This window comes from Aquipuribacter sp. SD81 (assembly GCF_037153975.1).
Classification (GTDB): Bacteria; Actinomycetota; Actinomycetes; order Actinomycetales; family JBBAYJ01; genus Aquipuribacter.
This window is the reverse complement of the sequence record NZ_JBBAYJ010000015.1, coordinates 38,745-60,098: the sequence shown is the minus strand read 5'-3', so window position 1 is coordinate 60,098 and position 21,354 is coordinate 38,745. Positions and strand designations below refer to the sequence as shown.

At 72.6% G+C, this 21,354-nt stretch carries 23 protein-coding genes and 1 pseudogene; 12 read left to right on the top strand and 12 right to left on the bottom strand.

Annotated features, from left to right (window positions below):
- Positions 1–113 precede the first annotated feature (113 nt).
- Positions 114–446: a hypothetical protein gene (locus WAA21_RS10695; protein WP_336922780.1), complete on the top strand. Its 333-nt coding sequence runs from the start codon at positions 114–116 to the stop codon at positions 444–446.
- A gap of 172 nt (positions 447–618) precedes the next feature.
- On the opposite strand, the gene WAA21_RS10690 is transcribed toward WAA21_RS10695, so the two are convergent.
- The 7 genes from WAA21_RS10690 to WAA21_RS10660 form a co-directional block, all read right to left on the bottom strand.
- Positions 619–1,248 carry a hypothetical protein gene (locus WAA21_RS10690; RefSeq protein WP_336922779.1) on the bottom strand — a complete coding sequence of 210 codons (630 nt, stop codon included), beginning with the start codon at positions 1,246–1,248 and terminating at the stop codon, positions 619–621.
- A 62-nt stretch (positions 1,249–1,310) separates the two neighbouring features.
- Positions 1,311–2,273 carry a hypothetical protein gene (locus WAA21_RS10685; protein ID WP_336922777.1) on the bottom strand — a complete coding sequence of 321 codons (963 nt, stop codon included), beginning with the start codon at positions 2,271–2,273 and terminating at the stop codon, positions 1,311–1,313.
- Positions 2,274–2,527: 254 nt separating this feature from the next.
- Positions 2,528–2,836, bottom strand: coding sequence for a hypothetical protein (locus tag WAA21_RS10680; protein ID WP_336922776.1), 309 nt, complete (start codon positions 2,834–2,836; stop codon positions 2,528–2,530).
- Complete coding sequence (locus tag WAA21_RS10675) at positions 2,833–3,513, bottom strand: hypothetical protein (RefSeq protein ID WP_336922775.1); 681 nt, start codon at positions 3,511–3,513, stop codon at positions 2,833–2,835. Before WAA21_RS10675 ends, WAA21_RS10680 begins: the two co-directional genes overlap by 4 nt.
- Before the next feature lie 2 nt (positions 3,514–3,515).
- A complete protein-coding gene (locus tag WAA21_RS10670) occupies positions 3,516–3,776 on the bottom strand; it encodes a hypothetical protein (RefSeq protein ID WP_336922774.1) in 261 nt (86 codons plus the stop codon).
- Between the two features lie 9 nt (positions 3,777–3,785).
- Complete coding sequence (locus WAA21_RS10665; RefSeq protein WP_336922773.1) at positions 3,786–4,064, bottom strand: hypothetical protein; 279 nt, start codon at positions 4,062–4,064, stop codon at positions 3,786–3,788.
- Between the two features lie 6 nt (positions 4,065–4,070).
- On the bottom strand, positions 4,071–4,457 hold the full coding sequence (locus WAA21_RS10660) for a hypothetical protein (RefSeq protein WP_336922772.1): 387 nt from the start codon (positions 4,455–4,457) through the stop codon (positions 4,071–4,073).
- Positions 4,458–5,541: 1,084 nt separating this feature from the next.
- On the opposite strand from WAA21_RS10660, the gene WAA21_RS10655 reads away from it, so the two are divergent.
- Positions 5,542–5,763 carry a hypothetical protein gene (locus WAA21_RS10655; RefSeq protein WP_336922771.1) on the top strand — a complete coding sequence of 74 codons (222 nt, stop codon included), beginning with the start codon at positions 5,542–5,544 and terminating at the stop codon, positions 5,761–5,763.
- Between the two features lie 303 nt (positions 5,764–6,066).
- Here the strand turns inward: WAA21_RS10655 and WAA21_RS10650 are convergent, their stop codons facing one another.
- From WAA21_RS10650 to WAA21_RS10635, 4 genes are all read right to left on the bottom strand, one after another.
- The gene (locus tag WAA21_RS10650) at positions 6,067–6,561 is read right to left on the bottom strand and encodes a hypothetical protein (RefSeq protein ID WP_336922770.1); all 495 of its coding nucleotides are present in this window, start codon (positions 6,559–6,561) and stop codon (positions 6,067–6,069) included.
- 33 nt (positions 6,562–6,594) lie between these two features.
- On the bottom strand, positions 6,595–7,941 hold the full coding sequence (locus tag WAA21_RS10645) for an AAA family ATPase (RefSeq protein ID WP_336922769.1): 1,347 nt from the start codon (positions 7,939–7,941) through the stop codon (positions 6,595–6,597).
- Between the two features lie 330 nt (positions 7,942–8,271).
- Entirely contained in the window at positions 8,272–8,511 is a 240-nt protein-coding gene (locus tag WAA21_RS10640) for a hypothetical protein (protein ID WP_336922768.1), read from the bottom strand.
- A 754-nt stretch (positions 8,512–9,265) separates the two neighbouring features.
- Positions 9,266–10,759 (bottom strand): recombinase family protein, encoded by a 1,494-nt coding sequence (locus WAA21_RS10635; RefSeq protein ID WP_336922767.1) that lies wholly within the window; start codon positions 10,757–10,759, stop codon positions 9,266–9,268.
- Between the two features lie 21 nt (positions 10,760–10,780).
- Between WAA21_RS10635 and WAA21_RS10630 the strand changes: the two are divergent.
- From WAA21_RS10630 to WAA21_RS10605, 6 genes and pseudogenes are all read left to right on the top strand, one after another.
- A pseudogene (locus tag WAA21_RS10630) lies at positions 10,781–11,293 on the top strand (ATP-binding protein); the annotation flags it as partial.
- Complete coding sequence (locus tag WAA21_RS10625) at positions 11,291–11,644, top strand: hypothetical protein (protein ID WP_336922820.1); 354 nt, start codon at positions 11,291–11,293, stop codon at positions 11,642–11,644. The pseudogene WAA21_RS10630 and the gene WAA21_RS10625, both read left to right, overlap by 3 nt.
- The gene (locus WAA21_RS10620; protein ID WP_336922766.1) at positions 11,641–12,915 is read left to right on the top strand and encodes a DNA-processing protein DprA; all 1,275 of its coding nucleotides are present in this window, start codon (positions 11,641–11,643) and stop codon (positions 12,913–12,915) included. The genes WAA21_RS10625 and WAA21_RS10620 overlap by 4 nt, the downstream gene beginning before the upstream one ends.
- 4 nt (positions 12,916–12,919) lie before the next feature.
- Positions 12,920–13,927, top strand: coding sequence for a tyrosine recombinase XerC (locus WAA21_RS10615; RefSeq protein ID WP_336922765.1), 1,008 nt, complete (start codon positions 12,920–12,922; stop codon positions 13,925–13,927).
- Between the two features lie 17 nt (positions 13,928–13,944).
- The gene (gene whiG / locus WAA21_RS10610; RefSeq protein WP_336922764.1) at positions 13,945–14,928 is read left to right on the top strand and encodes an RNA polymerase sigma factor WhiG; all 984 of its coding nucleotides are present in this window, start codon (positions 13,945–13,947) and stop codon (positions 14,926–14,928) included.
- A 233-nt stretch (positions 14,929–15,161) separates the two neighbouring features.
- A complete protein-coding gene (locus WAA21_RS10605) occupies positions 15,162–16,808 on the top strand; it encodes a choice-of-anchor I family protein (protein WP_336922763.1) in 1,647 nt (548 codons plus the stop codon).
- Positions 16,809–16,866: 58 nt separating this feature from the next.
- Here WAA21_RS10605 and WAA21_RS10600 read toward each other — a convergent pair whose 3' ends face one another.
- A complete protein-coding gene (locus tag WAA21_RS10600) occupies positions 16,867–17,529 on the bottom strand; it encodes a M23 family metallopeptidase (RefSeq protein WP_336922762.1) in 663 nt (220 codons plus the stop codon).
- Positions 17,530–17,880: 351 nt separating this feature from the next.
- Between WAA21_RS10600 and rpsB the strand changes: the two genes are divergently transcribed.
- From rpsB to frr, 4 genes are all read left to right on the top strand, one after another.
- Positions 17,881–18,909 (top strand): 30S ribosomal protein S2, encoded by a 1,029-nt coding sequence (gene rpsB / locus WAA21_RS10595; RefSeq protein ID WP_336922761.1) that lies wholly within the window; start codon positions 17,881–17,883, stop codon positions 18,907–18,909.
- Between the two features lie 51 nt (positions 18,910–18,960).
- The gene (gene tsf / locus WAA21_RS10590; protein ID WP_336922760.1) at positions 18,961–19,788 is read left to right on the top strand and encodes a translation elongation factor Ts; all 828 of its coding nucleotides are present in this window, start codon (positions 18,961–18,963) and stop codon (positions 19,786–19,788) included.
- A 200-nt stretch (positions 19,789–19,988) separates the two neighbouring features.
- On the top strand, positions 19,989–20,741 hold the full coding sequence (pyrH, locus tag WAA21_RS10585; RefSeq protein ID WP_442893268.1) for a UMP kinase: 753 nt from the start codon (positions 19,989–19,991) through the stop codon (positions 20,739–20,741).
- Between the two features lie 37 nt (positions 20,742–20,778).
- Positions 20,779–21,336, top strand: a complete 558-nt coding sequence (gene frr / locus WAA21_RS10580; protein WP_336922759.1) for a ribosome recycling factor — start codon at positions 20,779–20,781, stop codon at positions 21,334–21,336.
- Positions 21,337–21,354: the final 18 nt, after the last annotated feature.

Sequence of the window (21,354 nt, the reverse complement as noted above, 5' to 3'; positions counted from 1 at the left end):
AACGCAGTTCCACTCATGTTGATCGACCGCACCACTCCCCGAGAGCGACGGGGACACAGGCTCCCAAGGCGGAGCCTTGTCCGTTATCCGTTTCGAACGCTAGGGGAGACTGAGTGACCGGGGATGAGTATCGCGCACAGGCTGTTGCGGCCTTCGAGCGTCGACTGGGACGCGCAGCCCGCCGCATCGCCAAGCGAGTAGGCGCCGACGACCCCACGGCGGTTCATTACCGCGTGGCCGAATCGCTCGAGCGACTGACGCCGGCAGGTTCTGCCCAGAGGCGTTTTCTGCTCGGGGGAACGCTCGGTGGTGCCGGACTGACGCTCTTCATCGATCAGGTCCTTGACGTCGCAGGACCCGCATGGTCCCCATGGATGCTGGCGAGCGTCCTGAGCAGCGTGGGTTTCGCCATGGTCTCGTGGGGCCGAAACGACCTCGGGGCCTGAACACAACCCGTGGCCTCTGAGACATGCACACTGTGGGCGCAACGTGTCGTGGCTCGTGCGCGGCTGTAAACGCCATCTAGGCGCTGAACGGCGACGTTTGGCTAGCTGGACCTTTTGGGCTGCTGCGGGGCGAGAGGGCTGGTCTGCTATGCACAACACCGGACCAGGCAGGTCAGCAACGCCCCACCACGAGATCCCAGACGGTGTCCTCCTCGACTCGCACGGCGACGGCCGTGTTGGTGGCGATGTCGAGGACCGTAACGCGTGCCCAGAACCTGATCCCCTCAGATTCCGCTTCGAGCACGGAGCTCTGCCCTGCATCCATATTCTGCTTCGGGCACTCCTCGACGTTCGTGGTCGCTCGGATCTGGCTCCAGTTGGAGAAGACATTGGGCGCGCCAACAACGACAGCACCATCCAAGAACGTATGGGTGCCGCCGGCCTCAATGGTGAACTCCTCAGCGGCCAGGCCTATCGTCACTTCTCCCGGCATACTCTCGGCGGGCGTCTCAACGCCGATTGACTCCTCTGGTCCCTCGTCGGGCGCGGCCGCTGTGATGATCTCAGGCGGAGGCACTGCCTCAGTTAGTGCGTTGCCGGATCCATCCTCTTCCGAGTTCGGCCACCCGCTGACGCCGACCACTATTCCGGCCACCGCGATGACGCTGGCAACTATGCCAAGCGCATACCGTGGCCAATTGGTCATCCGTCGCGCCAGCAACGCTAGTCCGCAAGCGACGATGAGGAGAAGGGCTGTTAGGAAGCGTGCGGGTGCGTTGTCTGCCATGGCGCTGACGGCCACCAGTAGGCCAAGGAGGGCAATGCCAGATATGCCCCACCATTGGGCGCGCGAGGTTGAAGAGGTCATACGTTAGTCATACCGTCAAGTGCCTGCTGCGCTAATGCCACTACAGCTTGTCCAACAGCGGTGCCCGTTCCCGAGACCGCGACGTCCTGCGCCTTCGACAGGAGTTGCCGCAATCGACTGACCGCGGGGGCGGCCGAAGCAATCTCCCCTCTCAGGGAGTCTGAGACGCGCTGTGCCTCATCGCGCTGCTCGTCCTTGAGGCCGAGAAGCTCTATGGTGTCAGTGAGAGCGTCCGCTACGGCGAGAATCTGGCGCTGATTCTCCTGGCTCAATCTGACGGACTGAGAGGCGCCGGGGCTGAAGGCGGCCACGTTGTTGTTCGAACCGTTGACGTGTATGTGGAGCGGAGGTGGCGCGTCGTCAGCAGCGTCCTTCGGCGGGACCGCGTTGACCGATAGCCCCTGCTCGAGCAACTGCTCACCTTGGGCGGTGATAGAGGGATGGAGGATGTCGCCTCGCATGGCCCTGGTGGCCATGACGTAACCCGATTTCATGAGGTACTCGATGGCCTGAGTTATCTCGGTCTCGTTGAAGGCGTGCCCGTAATATGAACCATATGGACTCGTTGCGAACTCCCTCACGTTGGCGGGAGTTGGCGCGGCCTGGCATCTGATGGCGAACAACCAGTGAAGAAGTGCATCCCTAGCGCTGCGACGACGAGGAATCACGTCGCCGCGACGCTTGCGCACCTCTTCCAGGAATTCCAGTCCCGCGACGGTCAGCGCGCACGACCAGTCTGGCAGATCGTACGTGGCGGCAACCGTCAGCCAACCTCGGCGCCCGAGTTCCTCAATCTCCATAGCGAGTGCTTGCGCCGCCTTCGGCTCCCCGCCAAGGAGGTCCGCAAGTGGCACGAACGTACCTGGAGCGTCGCCGCCTCTGTCGTAGACCCAGTCAAGGACGCTCAAGCGCTTCATCCACGCTCGGGACAGGTTGTACCCAGGGGCGAGGTCGCTCACGGTTGCCATGGTGGAAGGCTAGTAAGCGCCCGCACTCGATGAGGGACATCTGGGGCATGACGAGCGGTCCTGCCGGCTACTTGAGGCGTCTAGGGTTGAAGAACGACCGACAGGCAGTGGAGAAGCTGGCGAACTGGCGGTGTCGCCCTGGCATCTGAAGCCGGACGTGTCGAGTCGGAGTCGGACATCGGCGTAGCGCGCGAGGACGCGGACGGCGCGCCAGAAGGTGTGCGGGTCGGAGGGGTCGAGGGCGCTCATCGGCGGACCCCCGCCGTCACCTCGCGGTTGCGGCCGCCGTCGGAGGCCAGGCCTCGGAGGGCGTCGCCGAGGCCCGGCAGGCGCCGCATCTGCGGCGGCCGGCGAGAGCCCTGGCCGGAGTCCTCCGGTCCGACGTCGCGGAGCAGGCCCGACGCGGCCACGAACGCGGCGAGGTCGGCCTCCACCTCGTCGGGAGTGGAGCCGCGGACCCAACGGGCGACGTCCTCGTCGTAGCCGGCGGCTGTGACGACGCCGCGGCGCATGGCCTTGAGGTCGAGCTCGGGTGCGGCTCTGTGCTCGCTCACGCGTCGTCCTTCCGGTAGCCGGCGAGGGCGTCCAGGAGGGCGCCGGGCCGGAGGGCCTCGCGGCCGACGACGAGGGCCGTGGCGCTCGGGGTGCCCGTGGTCGTCTTCATGCGCTCTCCGCGCTCGAGGGCTTGGCCGACAACGGCTCGGACGCGGGCGGCGCGGTCGAGGGCCGACGTGGCCTCGCGGGCGGAGGTGACCGCGCGCTCGAGGGACGCGCGGGCCTTGGTCTCGGCGCGGGTCGCCTCGCGGTTGAGGGTGGCCTCCTGCTCGGCGATGGCGTCGAGGAGGACGTGGAAGGCCTTGAGGAGTGCGACGCCGGTGGCCTCGGCGTGGCGCTGGAAGCGGGTGCGCTCGGCGCGGAAGGCGTCCGCGGCGGCGGTGCCGGGGTCGTCCTTGCCGGCGGCCAGGGCGTCGGCGAGGGCGGCGCGGTCCTCGGCCTCGGCCTCCTCGAGGTCGCGGGTCTCGTGAGCGCGGAGGGCGGCGTCGGCGTCGCGGTACAGCGCGACCATGCGGGCGTGCTCGGCGACCTCGGCGGAGACCGCGGTGTCGGCGAGCGTGGCGAACGTGGCGACGGCCGTGGCGGCGCCGGGGATGGCCGAGGGGTTGTAGTTGACGGCCGGGACGCGGCCGCGGGCGGCGGTGGCGCGGGCGTTGCGCTCGGTGATCGTGGGCATGGTCAAGCTCCTTCGGTGTGGCTGGTGGGGGCGGCCTCGAGGTCGGCGAGGACGCGGCGGGCGAGAGCCGTGTTCGTGTCGTGCTCGAGGCGAGCGCGGCGGGCGCGGGCAAGAGCCGCACAAACCGCCCGGTCGGAGCCGTGGAGGGCGAAGACGCGGCCCTCCACCTCGTCGCGGCCGTTGGGACCGCGGCGACGGCCGGACCATGAGGCGTAGGCCTCACGGGCCGCGGCGCCGATGGCGTCACGGGAGGGGTGTGGCACGGGGGACTCCTAGGGGTCGGAGAGGTCGCGGACCGCGTGCTGCCACGCGGCCGAGGAGACGGAGAGCCCCGTGGCGGTCGTCTGCTCGCGGTGAGCGGATCGGAGAGCGGCGACGGCGTCCTCCGCGTGGCCGTGGCGGGCGGTGAAGGCCCGGAGGAGGGACGAGGTGCCGTCCAGCGCGTACAGGGCCGCTACGGCGGTCCGGGCCTCGTCCAGGACGGGGTCACCGGAGCGGTGCGGCGTCGCGGGGAGGGGAGCGGCGCGGGGACGGCGGCGAGCTCGAGGCACGGCGCGTCACCTCCGCCGGTCGCGGCGCCGTGCCGCGTTGGCCCTCCCGATGGCGGAGCGGTCCGCCGGCGGCTTGAGCGCGGTCAGGAGGGTGGCGATGGTCTTGCGGTTCTTGTCGATCTCGGCGAGGACCGGGTGGACGCGCTCGTTGCCGGTGGAGCCGGGGACGAGGACGGACTCGAGGCGCGAGGCCTGGTCCTCGAGGCGGTCGACGGTGCTCATGGCGCGGACGGCCTCGGTGAGGATGGCGGTCTCGCGGGCGTCCGGGTCGAGGTCGTCCTCGTCCATCTCGTCGTGGAAGTCGGACCAGAACGCGGCGGCGCGCTCGGTGATGCCGGCCGGCGGAGGAGGGCACTCGTAGGCGTCGTGGTCGGCGGTGGGTTCGGGGTTCATGGGTCCCTTCCGGGGTGCGGGTGGTGGTCAGAAAAACGCCAGGCGCTACTACGCGGAGGTCGAGGGCCAGCCCTCTCCGACTGTTTGAAGAGGGAGCGCAAGGGAACCCCCCCCACCCGGTGAGGGGGCGGTGTCGTCACGTCGCCCTGGTGCCGTGCATTTGCCACGCCGACTGCGGCCCCGGCTGGCGCCCATAGGAGCGACTGACCTGGCGTGCGGCGCATCGTGACGGAGCGCAGCGGCAGCGCAAGTTGCATATCTCTTCCAAGTTCGAGGGACGAAGACGTAACGTGCGTGCGTGCAGACGCCGTCAACGACTGGCTCCCCGCTTCGTTCGGCGGCTGGCGTGGCGCTGACCCTCGCCGCGCTCGGTGCTGCTCTCGGAGCCTGGTTCCTGCCAGAGCCGGGTTGGCCTCGCACCCTGGCAGGCGTTGTTGTCGCCACGCTCGGTGTCCTTGGCACTGTCCTGGCCGGACTGGCTGAGCGGTTGTCTCGCAGTCGCAGCACGACCGCCGGCTCCCCCACAGACTCAGCCGTTCCGTTGATGCACTTCGGCTCCCTGCGACGTATGCATAGTGGGCCAATCAGCGTCACGAAGGGTCGGCAGATACTTCAAGCGGATGACGCCGAGGATCTTGACTTCGAGCAGATCACGGAGCGAGGCGATGATGGTGCCAATTAGCGGGCGCGTATGCGGAGCAGCAATATGAGAGGCACTCCGTCGCTTCGCTTCCTATTTGTCTGCTCTGAATGTAGCGCTTCCATATTGCTGGTGGTCGAGTCGACTAAGCGGGCACGACGGTTCAAGACCGAATGCCGCGAATGTGGCAACCGTATCGACTTCCGAGATTCTGCGCGGACGTGGCCGTCGGGCACGCCGTCACCATCTACGGTATATCGCTGCGTCTGGTGCGATGACACCTTCGTCTTCCTCGGCAAGCGGGAACCGAAGGGCGAGTTCAAGTGTCCTCACGCAGCATGCAAGGGTCATTATGTCGATTTGCGTTATGACCGTAGTGACGTTTCTCCGGCTCGTCCGGGCGGCGGCGCTGGTGCATTCCATAGAATCCGAAGTAGTCGGGGGGTGACGATCAGCAACCTGTATGGCGATGGGTCCAGTAATCACCTCGTCAACATGGTCAATGTCGAGGGTGTCACCATTGAAGGATGGGACGAGAACACCAAGGGGTCCCCTCTCATAGGTGACAATGTCTCGAACCTGCGCTTGTCCGGCTTCCGGCAGTCCGAGCAGCAAGCCGACCATTCTGGTGAAGGGGTCTGCTCGCGTGATAGCAGAGACGACTAGTGCCGTCCACGGCCAGTCCAAGTCATGCACGCCTGGCCAAGGTCCGAGACTTCATGGCCGCCCGGCCTTCGGCGCTGCTCTTCACGCGGTGGCACGGCGTACAAATGGCGCGGAGATTGGACGGCCGGTGGTCGTCGCCGGGGATGACGTGGTCGACTTCTCGGGCGGGCGCGCAGCACATCTGCCCGGTCTCGGGGTCCAGGGTGCGACAGGAGTGACCGTCACGGTTGAGGATCTGTCGCCGTCGGGTCTGCCAGTCGCGGGGTAGGCGACTCCGGCGGTTGGACGTCTCCCAGGGCACCGTCACGCCTCCGGCGAGGCGGTGAGGCCAAGGGCGGCGACCACGCCGTTGGGGTCCACGAGGAAGTAGTCCGAGCACTCGCAGTGGGCCGTGCGGTGGCCGAGGTCGACGGGACCGTCGACCGGGCCGCCGCCGTGCTGGACGGTGCGGCCGCACCTCGCGCACTCCGCGTACACGAGGTGGCCGCCGTCGCGGGAGGGGCGGACGTCGGTGACGGCGGCCTCCTCGCGGGCGGTGAGGCGGTGCTCGAGGATCTCCGCCTCCCGGGCGTCGCGGGCGGTGACGTAGTCCGCGGCGACGCGGGCGGCGATGGTGTGGAGCCTCAGCGGCAGGCCGTAGCGGCGTGCGGCGCCGATGAGGCCGCCGGGCTGGCGGGGGCGGGCGCCGACCTCGCTGAGGGCCTCGAGGAGGTCGGAGGCCTCGGCGTCGGTCGCGGAGGTCTCGCGGAGCCAGCCGGGGAGCGTGAGCGGCGCGGGACGGGTGAGGGTGGCGGTCATGGTGGTCCTTCCGTGGTGGGGGAGTTGTGGGTCTCAGGCGGCCGGCGCGGTGACGGCGTCGAGGAACGTGTCGCCGTCGTCGCGCATGACGTTGTGCAGCGGCAGGCCGTGACGCTCTGCGGTGTCGCGGGCCAAGGTGAAGCGGTCGGCGCGGGAGCCGGAGGGTGCCGCGACGCGGACGACCGTGCCGAGCTCGAGAAGGTCGTTGAGACGCCGGCGGAGCGTCGCGTCGGAGAGGCCCGTGGCGTCGTCCCGCGCGGCCTCACGGACCGCTCGGAAGGCCTCGCTTCTCGAGAAGGTCTGCCGGGCGGCGCCGAAGGTCTGGTCGAGGTCCCGCCAGACGGTGAGCGTCTCCTCGCGGAGACCGCCAGGGGTCTTGTCCTGCTCGGTGTCGTCGCGGAGGGCGAGGACGATGGAGTCACCGGACGCGTTCGGTGCCAGGTCGAAGACGTCGGCGTCGAAGTCGCGGTCCTTGGCGCGGACGCACCGGAGCAGCACGCCGCGGCCCTTGCGGGTGGACGTCCAGACGGTGTCGCTGGCGCCCTCGAGCGCAGAGGACCCGCGAAGGGTGGCGCCGCTCTTGGAGGAGTGGTGGAGGAAGAGGACGGTGCCGCGGGTTGTCGCTCGGCGGACGCGGTGCGCAGCGTCCATGAGGAGGCCCATGTCCTTCGAGCTCTCCTCAACGAGGCCGTGGGCGGCTCGGGCGAGGGTGTCCACGACCACGAGGTCGTAGTCCTCCGCGGCGGCGAGACGGCACACGCCCTCCAGGACCTCAGGGTCTGCCAGCGGTAAGGCGTCCGGGAAGACAGTGAGCTTCCCGGCGGGGACTGTCATCCCGTTGTGCCGCTCCCAAGCGGTCACGCGGGCGTCGAGGCCACCTGTGCCCTCTGCTGCGACATAGAGCACCTTGCCGGGCTCGGCCTGGCGTCCCAGCCACGCGGTGCCCGTGGCGATGGAGCACGCCCACGCGAGCGCGGTGAAGGTCTTGTAGGAGCCGGGTGCGCCGGCGAGGAAGGCGACGGTGCGACGGTCGAGCGTGTCGGCGATGAGCGGCTCAGCGGCCGGGAGGCTGGACAGGTCGTGCCGGTCCAGGAGGCCGGCGGCGAGGTTACTTGCAGCGGCCGGGGCGTCGCGGGTCGTGGCGCTCTCAAGGAACGCGTCGAGGCGTGCCTGGGTGAGGCCTCGTGCCTCCGCGATGTCGCCGAGGTGGCATCCGGACGCACACGACAGGGTCGCGCCCGTTCCGGGGACAGGAGTGGTGATCGTGAGGGCTGCGCCGGTCATGCACGCGGGGCAGAGGGCGCGGAGGCCGTCGTCGGTGGGGACAGGGTCGGTGGCGCCGAGGTCGGCGGCCAGTTGCTCGATGGTGGGGCGTCGCACGGGGGAGTCCTTCTGGCGGAGGTCTGGGGTGGTGGGAGTTGTCGCCGGGGGCCAACCCCGTCATGCGCTCTTCAACACCGGACTCGGTGCGGTGACGCGTTGAGGCGCGGCCGTTGACCAGCGGTTTCGCGGGGTCCTCGTCAGTCCCGTCACGGGCGGTCCGTCACGCTTGACGAGTGGGGGCGGGAGGTCTCGGGCGGAGGGGCGAAGACCCGACCCACCGAGCTCCGCGATGGCGTCGCGGTGCTCTCAGCGGGTCGGGTCTTCTGCAAGTCCCACCACGGACTCCCTCCCCGACACGACGGCCGGGGAAGTGGTTGGGCCGCGCGGTCAGCGGCGAGCGGCGATGCCAGCGCGCTCAAGGGCGGCCTCGGCCTCGGCGCGGGCGAGAGAGCGGAAGGCGTCGAGGGCCTCTTCTCGGGTGGCGGCGCGCTTGCGGGCGACCCGGTTGGCCTCGGAGCGCGAGCGGACGACGCGGCGGCACTCCGTGGAGCACGTCTCCGGCGGACGGCCCTGCGGGTTGGCGTCGAAGGTCGAGTTGCATACCGAGCAAGTCAGGCGTCGGGCCATGGGGCGGGGCTCCTAGGTTCGGACGGTCGCCGGCGATTGGCCGGAACAGGGGCGAGAGGGAGGCCGTCCGACCCGCACGGGACGAGTCGGACGGCCTTGTGGCGAGGGAGGAGACCGCCGGCCGGGAGCCGGGCGCTCGGCAAGGCGGAAGGGGACGCCAGGGGCGCGGGGTCGGCGTCGACCGGCCGGCGGTGGTCTCTACTTGGGACGTCTGCGAGCAGAGTGACCCAGGCGCTCACGGGGGCTCGCCGCGGAGGGCTAGGTGGGGTTTTAAGGTCTCAGGTGGGGTTTTGGCCCACCTGCCCCCATTCCCCTTATAAGAGAGCCTCCATATAGAGGTAATGGGGGAGAAGTGGGAAAACCCCACCTGGAGCACCAAAACCCCACCGGCCGCCACGCTCCGGCCCCGCGTCGTCACTCAGTGTCGGCCGCGTCGGCACTCCTTGCACGAGGAGGCGCGCCCGTCCGGCCGCGCGGAGTTTCCGGTGGAAGCTCTCGAGCGGCAGGTCTCGCGCGCATTGGGGGCAGCGTTTGAACGTCGCGCGCTCCATAACCTCGGCGGCGCGGACGCGGCGCAGGGCGGCGCGGAGGACCGCGGCCCGGCGGGCGGCGGCCTCGGGGACGGTGTCGTCCGGGTAGCGCGTGACTAGGTGGTCCTCGAGCGTCGTCGACGCGGGCACGGTGGGGGCTCCTCGGTCGGCGGGCCGTTTACAGGCCCTCTCACCTAGGAGGTCTGCGAGGATCTCGGATCTGCTCAGACCACGCGGCGCGGGGACGTGAGCGCGTTGGGGTGCTCTGCGTCCGCGGGATGCGGTGGCGTCGTCACCCACGTCACGCGGGACGGGTCGAAGGTCTTCCGGCCCTTCTTGCCCTTGGCGATGGCCATGACGGCCGTGTTGGCCTCGAGGAGCTCGCGGCGGCGGACGAGGTCGCCGTCCTCCCACTCCTCGGCGAAGGTGCGGCCGGTGGGGACGATGCGGACCCGGCGCTCTCGCGGACGTGAGCGGATGACGGCCCGGCGCTCCTTGAGCGCGGCGAGGCGCTTGGACAGGGCCTCCACGTCGGCGTCGTCGTCGCCCATCTGCCGCGTCGTCGCGGCGATGGAGGCCTCCACCTCGGCGGCGTCGGCGTCGTCGGGCGCCTCCACGACGCGGTCGACCACCTCCGCCGGACCGACGTCGGCGAGGAACTGCTCCGTCACGTAGTCCTCGAGGTGCGGACAGGAGATCGAGACGCCGGGGCAGGATTTGCCCTGCGAGCCAGCACTGCATGCGTAGGCGAGGTCCTGGCGAGCGTTGGTCCGCACGTACAGCGGCCGTCCGCATAGTCCACAGGTGACGATGCCGGACAGGAGACGGGCGCGGCGGCGGCGAGGCGCCACGGCGTTCTCCCCGCGGGCGGAGAAGCGTGCCCGGACGCGGTGCCAGGTCTCGAGGTCGAGGACGGGCGGCCACATCTGGACGGGGTTGCCGTCGTCGTCGCGGACGACGTCTCGCACGCGGCGGGTGCGGCCGCCCTCGGTGACGTGGGAGACCTTGGTGAGGCGACCGACGACGGGCTCGCTCGTGAGCACTACCTGGAGCGAGGAAATGCTCCACTCCTTGGCGCGGCGAGGCTTGAGCCCGCGCCTGCCGAAGTCCTTGGAGATGGCGTAGAGGCTCTCCCCGGCGATGGCGCGAGAGGCGGCCTCGCGCACGACGGCGGCCTCGTCAGGGTCGATCTCGAGAACGCGGCCCGGGCCGTCCGGCGCCGCCGCTGTGCGGTAGCCATAGGGGACGTTTCCGCCGGGGAAGCGGCCCTCACGGCGCATCCTCTTGATGGCCGAGCGCACGCGGACCTGAGTGTTCTCCCGCTCGGTACGGGCGACCTCGGACAGGACGGCGGCGGTGAGGCGCCACCCGGCCTGGTCGGACCGGATGCCGTCGCGGTCTGCGACGAAGAGTGCTTCGGGGCGCTCCTCGAGCACGTCCATGAGGCGTGCCACGGTGCCGATGCCCTGCCGGCTCCACCTGTCGAGCTTCCAGACGGCGAGCACGTCAGCGGCGCCGCTCCGGAGGAGGTCGAGCGCACGGTCGGCCTTCACCCTGTCCTTGCCGCCGGAGAGCCCGTCGTCGGCGAGGACCTCAGTGACGGTCCAGCCCTCGCGGTCGGCGAGGGCGCGGAGGTCGGCCTCCTGTCGCGCGAGAGAGGTCGAAGCCTCGTCCGACTCGGACAGACGCGTGTAGAGGACCGCTCGAATAACCGTCACTGACTCAGACTAGGCCCGCCGGGCTCGGGGAAGACGATGCTCGCGACGAGGCTGCCCGGCATCCTGCCGGACCTCGACGACGAGGACGCCCTCACCGTCACCGCGGTGCACTCCCTGGCCGGCACCCTCGCCGACCCCGTCCTGCTGCGCCGGCCGCCGTTCGAGGACCCGCACCACAGCGCGAGCGTCGCGGCCGTGGTCGGCGGCGGCAGCGGTGTGCCGCGGCCCGGCGCGGCCAGCCGGGCGCACGGCGGGGTGCTGTTCCTCGACGAGTGCCCGGAGTTCCGCCGCGGCGTCCTCGACGCCCTGCGCCAGCCGCTGGAGCAGGGTGTCGTGGAGATCCAGCGCGCCCGCGGCTCCGCCCGGCTGCCCGCCCGCTTCCAGCTGGTCCTCGCCGCCAACCCGTGCCCGTGCGGTCACGCGGGCGCGCCGCCGGGCGGGCCGGTGTGCCGGTGCACCCCCACCGTCCGCCGCGGCTACCTCGCCCGGCTGTCCGGGCCGCTGCTGGACCGGGTCGACGTCCAGGTCGACGTGCCCGCGGTGTCGGTGGGCCGCTGGGCGGGGGCGGAGACCGGCGAGGCGACCGCCGTGGTCGCCGGCCGCGTGAGCACCGCCCGCGCCGCGGCGGCCGCGCGCTGGGCGGGCGCGGCGCGCGCCAACGGCCACGTGCCCGGTCCGCTGCTGCGCCACCCACGCTTCCGTCCGCCCGCGCGCGTCCTCGCGCCGCTGGTGAAGGGGGTGGACCGCGGCACCCTCACCGCCCGCGGCTTCGACCGCACGCTGCGCGTCGCGTGGACCCTCGCCGACCTGGCGGGGCGCACGTCGCCGGGTGAGCTGGAGGTCGCCGAGGCGCTGTCGTTCCGCACCCTGGCGGTCGCGGCGTGAGCGCCGTCGTGCAGCGCACCGACGACCCGGCGCACGGCTGCGAGCACGACGAGCGCCTCGCCCGCGCGCACCTGTCGCGGGTCGCCGAGCCGGGCGACCCCGCGCTGCACCGCCTGCTCGCCGAGCGCGGGTGGCGGGAGACCCTCGCCCTCGCGCGGCGGGGCGGCGGCCCCGAGGTGTGGACGGTGCGTCACGCGCAGCTGCGCAGCCGGACCAGCGACTTCGTCGGGACGCTCGCCCGCCGAGGCGTCGGCGTCGTGCACCCGGGTGACGCGGCGTGGCCCTCGGGCCTCGGCGACCTCGACAGCGAGGCCTCGTCCGCGCCCGCGTGCCTGTGGGTGCGTGGCACGCTGCCGGCCGACGCGCCACGCGCCGCCGCGGTGGTCGGGGCGCGGATGTGCAGCGCGTACGGGACCCACGTCGCGCAGGACATCGGTGCTGGCCTCGTCCAGCGCGGGTGGACGGTCGTGTCCGGGGCGGCGTACGGCATCGACGCCGCCGCGCACGGCGGGGCGCTCGGCGCCGCGGCGACGTTGCGAGCCGGGGGCGTGGTCCCGCCCCTGCCCACCGTCGCCGTCCTCGCGGGCGGGGCGGACCGGGCCTCGCCCGCCGGGCACGCGGACCTGCTGCAGCGGGTCGTCGACCTCGGCGGCGCGGTCGTGTCCGAGGTGCCGCCCGGCACGCGCCCGGCGCCGTACCGGTTCCTGCTGCGCAACCGCCTCATCGCCGCGTGGACCCGGGCGACGGTCGTCGTGGAGGCCGGCCACCGCTCCGGCGCCCTGCAGACGGCCAGGGTGGCCGGGGACCTGCACCGTGACGTCGCCGCGGTCCCGGGACCGGTGACGTCGGGGCTGTCCGCGGGCAGCAACGGCCTGCTGCGCGACGGTGTCCCGTGCGTGACGTGCGCCGACGACGTCGTCCGGCTCGTCGAGCCGTTCGGCCAGGCGACGCTGCCGCTGGACGCCGCGGACGACGCCGACGCCTCCGACGACGCCGACGCCTCCGACGACGCCGGTTCCTCGGCCGGCGAGGGGGGCGGTGACCGGCACCGGCGCGCCGAGGACGCGCGGGTGCCGACCGAACGGGTCCTGCAGTCCCTGCGCCGCTCGCGCTGGCGACGGCTCGAGGACGTGGTGGCGGCGACGGGGCTCGCGCACCACGAGGCGGCGGGCGCGCTCGCCCGGCTGGTCCTCGAGGGCACCGTCGAGCGCGGGGACGACGGCTGGCGGCGTGGCGCCGGGGTGGGGGGAGGCGACGCCGTGGTCCCATGAGCCGGTGAGGGGCGCGGACGGCGAGCGACCTGACGGGCTCGACGCGCCTGACGGGCTGGACGCGCCTGACGGGCTGGACGGGCCCGACGGGCCTGCCGGGGCGGCGGGGCCCGCCGGCTCGGAGGAGGCGCTCGACCGCTTCCTCGGCTGGTTGCGCTGGGAGCGCGGGCGCTCGGCGGCGACGGTCCGCGCCTACCGGTCGGACCTCACCGGTCTGCTCGGGCACGCGGGCGCCGAGGGGTGCGAGCGACTCGCCGACCTGTCGACGTCCCACCTGCGGTCGTGGCTCGCCGCCGGGCAGCACGCGCAGTGGTCCCGTGCCACCACCGCGCGTCGGGCGGCCGCGGCACGGAGCTTCACGGCGTGGGCGGTGCGGCAGGGCCTGCTGCCCAGCGACCCCGGCGGCCGCCTCGCGTCCGCCCGCAGGCCCCGGGTCCTGCCCCGGGTCCTGGACGTCGCGGAGGCCCGCGCGCTGTGCGAGGCGGCGGAGGCACGTGCGGCGGCCGGGCCGGTCGGGCTGCGCGACCACGCGCTCGTCGAGCTGCTCTACGCGACGGGGGCGCGCGTCGGTGAGGTCGTCGGCGTCGACCTCGCCGACCTCGACCGGGAGCGTCGTGCGCTACGCGTCACCGGCAAGGGCGACAAGGAGCGGGTGGTGCCGCTCGGGCTGCCGGCCCTCGAGGCCGTCGAGGTGTGGCTGCGCGCGGGCCGTCCCGCCCTGGCCGGCCCCCGCTCGCCCGACGCGCTGCTGCTCGGCGCCCGGGGCGGCCGCCTCGACCAGCGCCAGGCCCGCAGCGCGCTCGCGGCCGTGGCCCGGGCCGCCGGCCTCCGTGACGTCCACCCGCACGCCCTGCGGCACAGCGCGGCCACCCACGTGCTCGACGGGGGAGCGGACCTGACGTCGGTACAGGAGCTGCTCGGTCACGCTACGCTCACGACGACGGAGATCTACACCCACGTCTCGCAGGCTCGGCTGCTCGCGGCATACCACCGCGCTCATCCGCGGGCGTGAGGAGCAGAAGGGGCGGCATGGCTCGAGCGACGTCCACCTCGGACGACCGCGGCGCAGGGGGCACGCGCCGGGACACGCGCAGCGCGCGGCCCGACGTGCTCGACCTCGACGCCGCGGCGTCGGGCGAGGGCACCGACGACGACCTCGACGACGTCGACGACGTCGACGCCCCGGAGGAGGCCGAGGACCCCGAGGAGCTCGCGCGCGAGGCGGCCCGGGAGGCGAAGGCCGACGCCGAGGCCGTCGTCGCCGCGATGTGGACGCAGTACAAGGCGACCGGGGACCGCGCCGTCCGCGACCGGCTGATCCTCCACTACTCACCGCTCGTCAAGTACGTGGCCGGCCGCGTCGGGGTCGGCCTGCCCGCCAACGTCGAGCACGCCGACCTCGTGTCCTACGGCGTCTTCGGCCTCATCGACGCCATCGACAAGTTCGACCACGAGCGCGCGATCAAGTTCGAGACGTACGCGATCTCCCGCATCCGCGGCGCCATCATCGACGAGCTGCGGTCGATCGACTGGATACCCCGCTCGGTGCGCAGCAAGTCCCGCGAGGTCGAGCGCGCGTACGCCGCCCTCGAGGCGGAGCTGCACCGCAGCCCCACCGAGCAGGAGGTCGCCGACCGTCTCGGCATCGCGATCAGCGACCTGCACGCGATCTTCTCGAAGGTCTCCTACGCGAACGTCGTCGCCCTCGACGAGCTCATGCACGCCGGCAGCGAGCGCGGAGACTCACTCACGCTCGGGGACACCCTCAAGGACAGCAAGGCCGAGGACCCGGTCGCGGCGTTCGAGACGCAGGAGACGAAGTTCCTCCTGTCGCGCGCGGTCAACCTCCTGCCCGAGCGGGAGAAGATCGTCGTGACCCTCTACTACTACGAGGGACTCACGCTCGCCGAGATCGGCCGTGTGCTCGGGGTGACCGAGTCGCGCATCTGCCAGATGCACACCAAGGCCGTCATGCAGCTGCGCGCCAAGCTGAGCGCCGCCGGCGACGGCTGACCCGGCCGCGGGCCGCGTCCCGCGCGCGAGGAACCCGGCACCCGGTCCCCGGCGTCCGCCCCGCCCGCCCCTACCGCTCCCGCCGCCCCGGGGCCGTCCGTGACGGCTCCGGTGACGTCTCGGGTGATGCGTCGCTGACGTCCGGGTGACCTCCCGGTGACGTCCCGGTGACGTCATGGTCCGTTCACGGTCGGTTCGGGGGGCGTTCACGACGACCGTGCAGGTTGCGGTGCATGACCTCCGACCTCACCCCGTTCCCGGCCCTCGTGTCGGGCAGCGCCCTCGCGGTGCTCGTCGTCACCGGTGTCGTGCTCGCCCCCAGCGCCGAGGCGGGACCGGGCGGCGCGCCCGGCCGGCCCGCCTCCACCGTCAGCCTGGAACCGCTCGGCACCTACAGCGGGGGCGGCTTCGACGAGTCCGCGGCCGAGATCCCCGCCTTCGACCCCGCCACGGACCGGGTCTTCGTCGTCAACGCCGAGCGCGGCACCGTCGACGTGCTCGACGCCTCCGACCCCTCCCATCTCGTCAAGGTGGGCGAGCTCGACACCCCCGGCGCGAACAGCGTCGACGTCGACGGTGGCCTGCTCGCCGTGGCCGAGGAGGCCGACGTCGCCACCGAGGCGGGCAGCGTCGCCTTCGTCGACACCGCCACGCTCCGCGAGCTCGGCCGTGTGCGGGTGGGGGCGCTGCCCGACATGCTCACCTTCACCCCGGACGGGCGCCACGTCCTCGTCGCGAACGAGGGCGAGCCGGAGGGCTACGAGGCGGGGCAGGTCGACCCGGAGGGCAGCATCAGCGTCATCGCCGTCCCGCGGAACGGGGTGCCGGACCAGGCCGACGTCCGCACCGCCGGCTTCGGGGCCTTCGACGACGACGTGGACGCCCTGCGCGCGGCCGGCGTGCGCGTCTTCGGTCCCGGCGCGAGCGTGAGCGAGGACCTCGAGCCGGAGTACGTGGCCGTCGACGCCCGCTCCCGCGCCGCGTGGGTGTCCCTGCAGGAGGCGAACGCGCTCGCGGTCGTCGACATCGCGACGGCCCGCGTCACCGACGTGCTGCCCCTCGGGCTCAAGGACCACTCGCTCGCGGGCAACGGCCTCGACGCCTCCGACCGGGACGGTGCGGTGGACATCCGCACGTGGCCGGTGCACGGCATGTACATGCCCGACTCGGTCGACGCCTACCGCGCCCGCGGCCGCACGTACCTCGTACTCGCCAACGAGGGCGACGCCCGGGAGTACGACGGCTTCGAGGAGGAGGTCCGGGTGAAGGACCTCGAGCTCGACCCCGCGACCTTCGGTGGCCCGGACGCCGTCGCGGCCCTCCAGGCCGACGCCGCCCTCGGTCGTCTCACGAGCACGGTGACGAGCCCCGCGGACGCCGACGGCCGGGTCACCCGCATCGACGTGTTCGGCGGCCGGTCGTTCTCGATCCGGGACGCCGAGGGCCGGCTCGTGTTCGACTCCGGCGACGACCTCGAGCAGGTCCTCGCCGAGCTCGTCGCGGCCGGAGAGCTGCCGCGCGAGGCGTTCAACGCGGACAACGCAGAGAACGACTCCTTCGACAACCGCAGCGACAACAAGGGTCCCGAGCCGGAGGGCATCGAGGTGGGCTCCGTGGCCGGGCGCACGTACGCCTTCGTCGGGCTCGAGCGCGTCGGCGGCGTCATCGTCTACGACATCACGGTCCCGAGCGCGGCCCGCTTCGTCGACTACGTCAACGTGCGGGACTTCGCCGGCGACCTGGCGGCGAACGGCACCGACAGCGGGCCCGAGGGCCTCGTGTTCGTCGCCGCGGCGGACTCCCCGACCGGGGAGCCGCTGCTCGTCGTCGGCAACGAGGTGTCCGGCACGACGACCGTGTACCGGGTGACGGGCCGCTGACCGCCGTGCCGGGGCCGGGACGGGGACAACCGGCCGGGCCCCGGCCGACGGCGACCGCTCACGGGGCCCGCAGCCCGTCGAGCGGCAGCAGACGCACCGGTGCCCCGAGGCCCAGCCACCACCAGGGGTCGACGTAGCGTCCGGCCACGCGCACCCCCCAGTGCACGCACGACACGGCGCACCCGGCGTGCCGCGGGGATGCCGCCAGCCGCGCGACGGGGTCGCCCGCACCGACGACGGTGCCGACCGGCACGAGCGCCTCGGCCGGCTCCAGGGCGTGCCGGGTGGCCTGCGGCCCCTGTCCGGAGGCCACGACCACCACGCCGCGACCGGCCACCGGGCCCGCGAACACCACGGTGCCGGCGGCCGGGGCACGCAGCACCTCGCCGGGGACCGCCGCGAGGTCGACCCCGCGGTGGCCCGGGCCGTAGGCGTGCGGCGGCGCCTCGAAGCGCCGGACCGGCGGACCGGACGCCGGACCCGTCCGGTCCGCCCGCGGGGCGTGCACCACCTGCCCGCCGGCGGCGGCCGGGGGGACGGGGTCCGCGTGGAGGCCGACGGGGGCGGTCGGCTCCTCCGCGACCGCGACCGCGACCACCGGTGGCGCCGCGACGGGCACCGCGCCGGTCGGTCCCGGCCCGACCGCCGGGAGCGGGGCGACCGCCGCCACGAGTGCGGCGAGGGAGGCGGCGAGCGGCAGGAGGACGGCGGAGGTGGCCACCCGACCGACGATCGCCGTGCTGAGCGCTCCGGGCAGGCGCCCCCGGGCCGGGCTGTGGACGACGGGCCGTCGCACGGCCTGTGGGGACGTCGTGCCCCTGGTCGGCCACCGACGTGGTTTGGAGCCGTGTCGCGGGGGCCGTACCATGACAGCGCCGCCGGGCGTGTCCCGGTGAGTTCGCGTGCCCTCGACCGGCAACCGTGCAGCGCACGGCCCGGGGGAGGTCCCCGGTCCCGGCCCCGCACCCGCGGAGCCGGGGAGGGCCACCCAGGGCACCAGGGAGCGGCGCCGCCCGGCGTCGCCACGACAACCGGACCGGGCGCCCGCGGGCGCCGAGAGGAGTGCGTCGGCATGGCCGTCGTTACGATGCGCCAGCTCCTGGAGAGCGGCGTCCACTTCGGGCACCAGACCCGTCGCTGGAACCCCAAGATGAAGCGCTTCATCTTCACCGAGCGCAACGGCATCTACATCATCGACCTCCAGCAGTCGCTGGAGTTCATCAACGTCGCCTACGACTTCGTCAAGCAGACGGTCGCCCACGGCGGCACCGTCATGTTCGTCGGCACGAAGAAGCAGGCGCAGGAGCCCGTCGCCACCCAGGCCGCGCGCGTGGGCATGCCCTACGTCAACCAGCGCTGGCTCGGCGGCATGCTCACGAACTTCCAGACCGTCTCCAAGCGGCTGCAGCGTCTCCGTGAGCTCGAGGCGATCGACTTCGACGACGTCGCCGGCTCCGGCATGACGAAGAAGGAGCTCCTCGTCCTCCGTCGCGAGAAGGAGAAGCTCGAGAAGACCCTCGGCGGTCTCCGCGACATGAGCAAGATCCCGAGCGCCGTGTGGGTCGTCGACACGAAGAAGGAGCACCTCGCGGTCAGCGAGGCGAAGAAGCTCGGGATCCCGGTCATCGCGATCCTCGACACCAACTGCGACCCCGACGAGGTCGACTACAAGATCCCCGGCAACGACGACGCGATCCGCTCCGTCGCCCTGCTGACGCGGGTCGTGGCCGACGCCGTCGCCGACGGCCTCGTCGCCCGCTCCGGTGGCGGGACCGACGCCGCGGAGGAGCCGCTGGCGGAGTGGGAGCGCGAGCTCCTCGCCACCGGCGAGGCGCAGCAGGCAGCGCAGGCCGAGCAGGCCCCGCAGGCCGAGCAGGCCCCGCAGGCCGAGCAGGCGCCGCAGGCCGAGCAGGCCGGTGTCACCCCCGGCGACATCGACGCCGCCGCGGCCCCCGCCGCGCAGCCGGACGCCGCCGAGGCCGCCGAGGAGGTCGCCCAGACCCCCGCCGACGAGACGCCCGTCACCGAGGCGCCCGTCTCGGAGACGCCGACCGCAGAGACCGCCGCCGCCGACGGCGTCCCGCAGTCCACCCAGTCCTGACCCGCGCCGAGACCAGCGACGACCGGGCTCCTGCCCGACGGAGGAGAGTTCGTGCCCAGCTACACCGCCAGTGACATCAAGGCCCTGCGCGAGCGCACGGGTGCCGGCATGCTCGACGTGAAGAAGGCTCTCGACGAGGCCGAGGGCGACACCGACAAGGCCGTGGAGATCCTCCGCGTCAAGGGCCTCAAGGGCGTCACCAAGCGCGAGGGCCGCAGCGCGAGCAACGGCCTCGTGGCCGCGCACGTCGACGGCGGCACGGGTGTGCTCGTCGAGGTCAACTGCGAGACGGACTTCGTCGCCAAGGGCGACAGGTTCCAGGAGCTCGCGCAGCAGGTGCTCGAGGCCGCCGTCGCCAGCGGCGCCACCGACGCCGACCAGCTCGCGCAGGTCGAGACCGGCGGCCGCAGCGTCCAGCAGCTGCTCGACGACGGCAACGCGACGATCGGCGAGAAGCTCGTGCTGCGCCGCGTCGCCCGCGTGGAGGGCGACTCCGTCGCCAGCTACCTGCACCGCACGAGCCCGGACCTGCCCCCGCAGATCGGTGTCCTCGTCGCTTACAGCGGTGACGACGCGGCCACCGCCCGCGACGTCGCCCTGCACACCGCCGCCATGTCGCCGAGCTTCCTCAGCACCGACGAGGTGCCCGAGGAGACGCTCGAGGCCGAGCGGCGCATCGCCCACGAGACGGCCGTCAACGAGGGCAAGCCCGAGCAGGCGCTGCCCAAGATCGTCGAGGGTCGGACCAAGGGCTACCTCAAGGAGAACGTCCTGCTCGAGCAGGCGTACTCCAAGGACAACAAGAAGACGGTCGGGCAGGTCCTCTCCGAGGCCGGCCTCACCGTCTCGGCCTTCGCGCGGTTCCGCGTCGGCGCCTGACCCGCAGCACGCACGACCTGATCCGCACGACCTGATCCGCACGGCCCGACTGCACAGCGGCGGCGCGCCCCGGTACGCCGGGACGCGCCGCTGCTGGTAGGCAGGCAGGACGACCCCGACCGGGCAGCCGCGCGGTCGGGGCACGGCGACGACGAGGACGGGACCGAGTGAGCGGGACACCCACGACGGGCGGGACGGAGGTGGTCCTCGACGTGCAGCAGGCACCGGAGGACCTGCACGTGCGGCGCGAGGGCCGCCGCGTGCTGCTCAAGCTGTCGGGCGAGGCCTTCGGCGGCGGCGCGGTCGGGGTCGACCCCGACGTCGTCGCCCGGGTCGCCAAGGAGATCGCCGACGCGGCCGCCCAGGGCGTCCAGATCGCGATCGTGACCGGCGGCGGCAACTTCTTCCGCGGCGCGGAGCTGTCGCAGCGCGGCATGGAGCGCTCGCGCGCCGACTACATGGGCATGCTCGGCACGGTCATGAACTGCCTCGCCCTGCAGGACTTCCTCGAGCAGGCCGGCGTCGACACGCGCGTGCAGACCGCCATCACGATGGGGCAGGTCGCCGAGCCGTACATCCCGCGCCGGGCGATCCGGCACCTGGCCAAGGGCCGGGTCGTCATCTTCGGCGCGGGCGCGGGGCTGCCGTACTTCTCCACCGACACCGTCGCGGCGCAGCGGGCGCTGGAGGTGCAGGCCGACGTCGTGCTCATGGGCAAGAACGGCGTCGACGCCGTCTACACCGCCGACCCGCGCCTGGACCCGACCGCCCGCCGCCTGGAGCGCCTCACGTACGCCGACGCGCTTCAGCAGGGCCTCAAGGTCGTCGACGCCACCGCCTTCAGCCTCCTCATGGACAACCGCCTGCCGATGGTGGTGTTCGGCATGGAGGGGAGCGGCGACGTCACCCGCGCGCTCGTGGGTGAGAGGATCGGCACGCTCGTCACCGGCTGAGAGCCGGCGGCGCACCGAGCAGACGGAGGACACGCACGTGATCGACGAGGCACTCCTCGAGGCCGAGGACAAGATGGACAAGGCGGTCGAGGTCGTCAAGGACGACTTCGCCGGCATCCGGACGGGCCGGGCGAACCCCGGCATGTTCAACAAGATCCTCGTCGACTACTACGGCGCCCCGACGCCGCTGCAGCAGCTCGCCTCCTTCCAGATCCCCGAGGCGCGCGTCGTGCTCGTCTCCCCGTACGACCGCAGCGCCATGGGGGCCATCGAGCGCGCGATCCGCGAGAGCGACCTCGGCGTCAACCCGAGCAACGACGGCAACATCATCCGGCTCAACCTGCCGCAGCTCACCGAGGAGCGGCGCCGCGACTACATCAAGCTCGCGCGCGCCAAGGCGGAGGACGCCCGCGTCTCGGTGCGCAACATCCGCCGCCGCGCCAAGGAGGAGATCGACCGCACGGTGCGCGACGGCGAGGCCGGCGAGGACGAGGGCACCCGCGCGGAGAAGGAGCTCGAGGCCGTCACCAAGCGCCACGTCGACGTCATCGACGAGCTCCTCAAGGGCAAGGAAGCCGAGCTGCTGGCGGTCTGACGTGACGCAGCCGCCCGC

Bases quoted from the DNA above. Each gene is read 5' to 3' on its own strand.
- WAA21_RS10675 (WP_336922775.1), bottom strand. From the start codon at position 3,513: ATGCCCACGATCACCGAGCGCAACGCCCGCGCCACCGCCGCCCGCGGC.
- WAA21_RS10660 (WP_336922772.1), bottom strand. From the start codon at position 4,457: ATGAACCCCGAACCCACCGCCGACCACGACGCCTACGAGTGCCCTCCT.
- WAA21_RS10650 (WP_336922770.1), bottom strand. From the start codon at position 6,561: ATGACCGCCACCCTCACCCGTCCCGCGCCGCTCACGCTCCCCGGCTGG.
- WAA21_RS10640 (WP_336922768.1), bottom strand. From the start codon at position 8,511: ATGGCCCGACGCCTGACTTGCTCGGTATGCAACTCGACCTTCGACGCC.
- whiG (WP_336922764.1), top strand. From the start codon at position 13,945: ATGGCTCGAGCGACGTCCACCTCGGACGACCGCGGCGCAGGGGGCACG.
- WAA21_RS10605 (WP_336922763.1), top strand. From the start codon at position 15,162: ATGACCTCCGACCTCACCCCGTTCCCGGCCCTCGTGTCGGGCAGCGCC.
- rpsB (WP_336922761.1), top strand. From the start codon at position 17,881: ATGGCCGTCGTTACGATGCGCCAGCTCCTGGAGAGCGGCGTCCACTTC.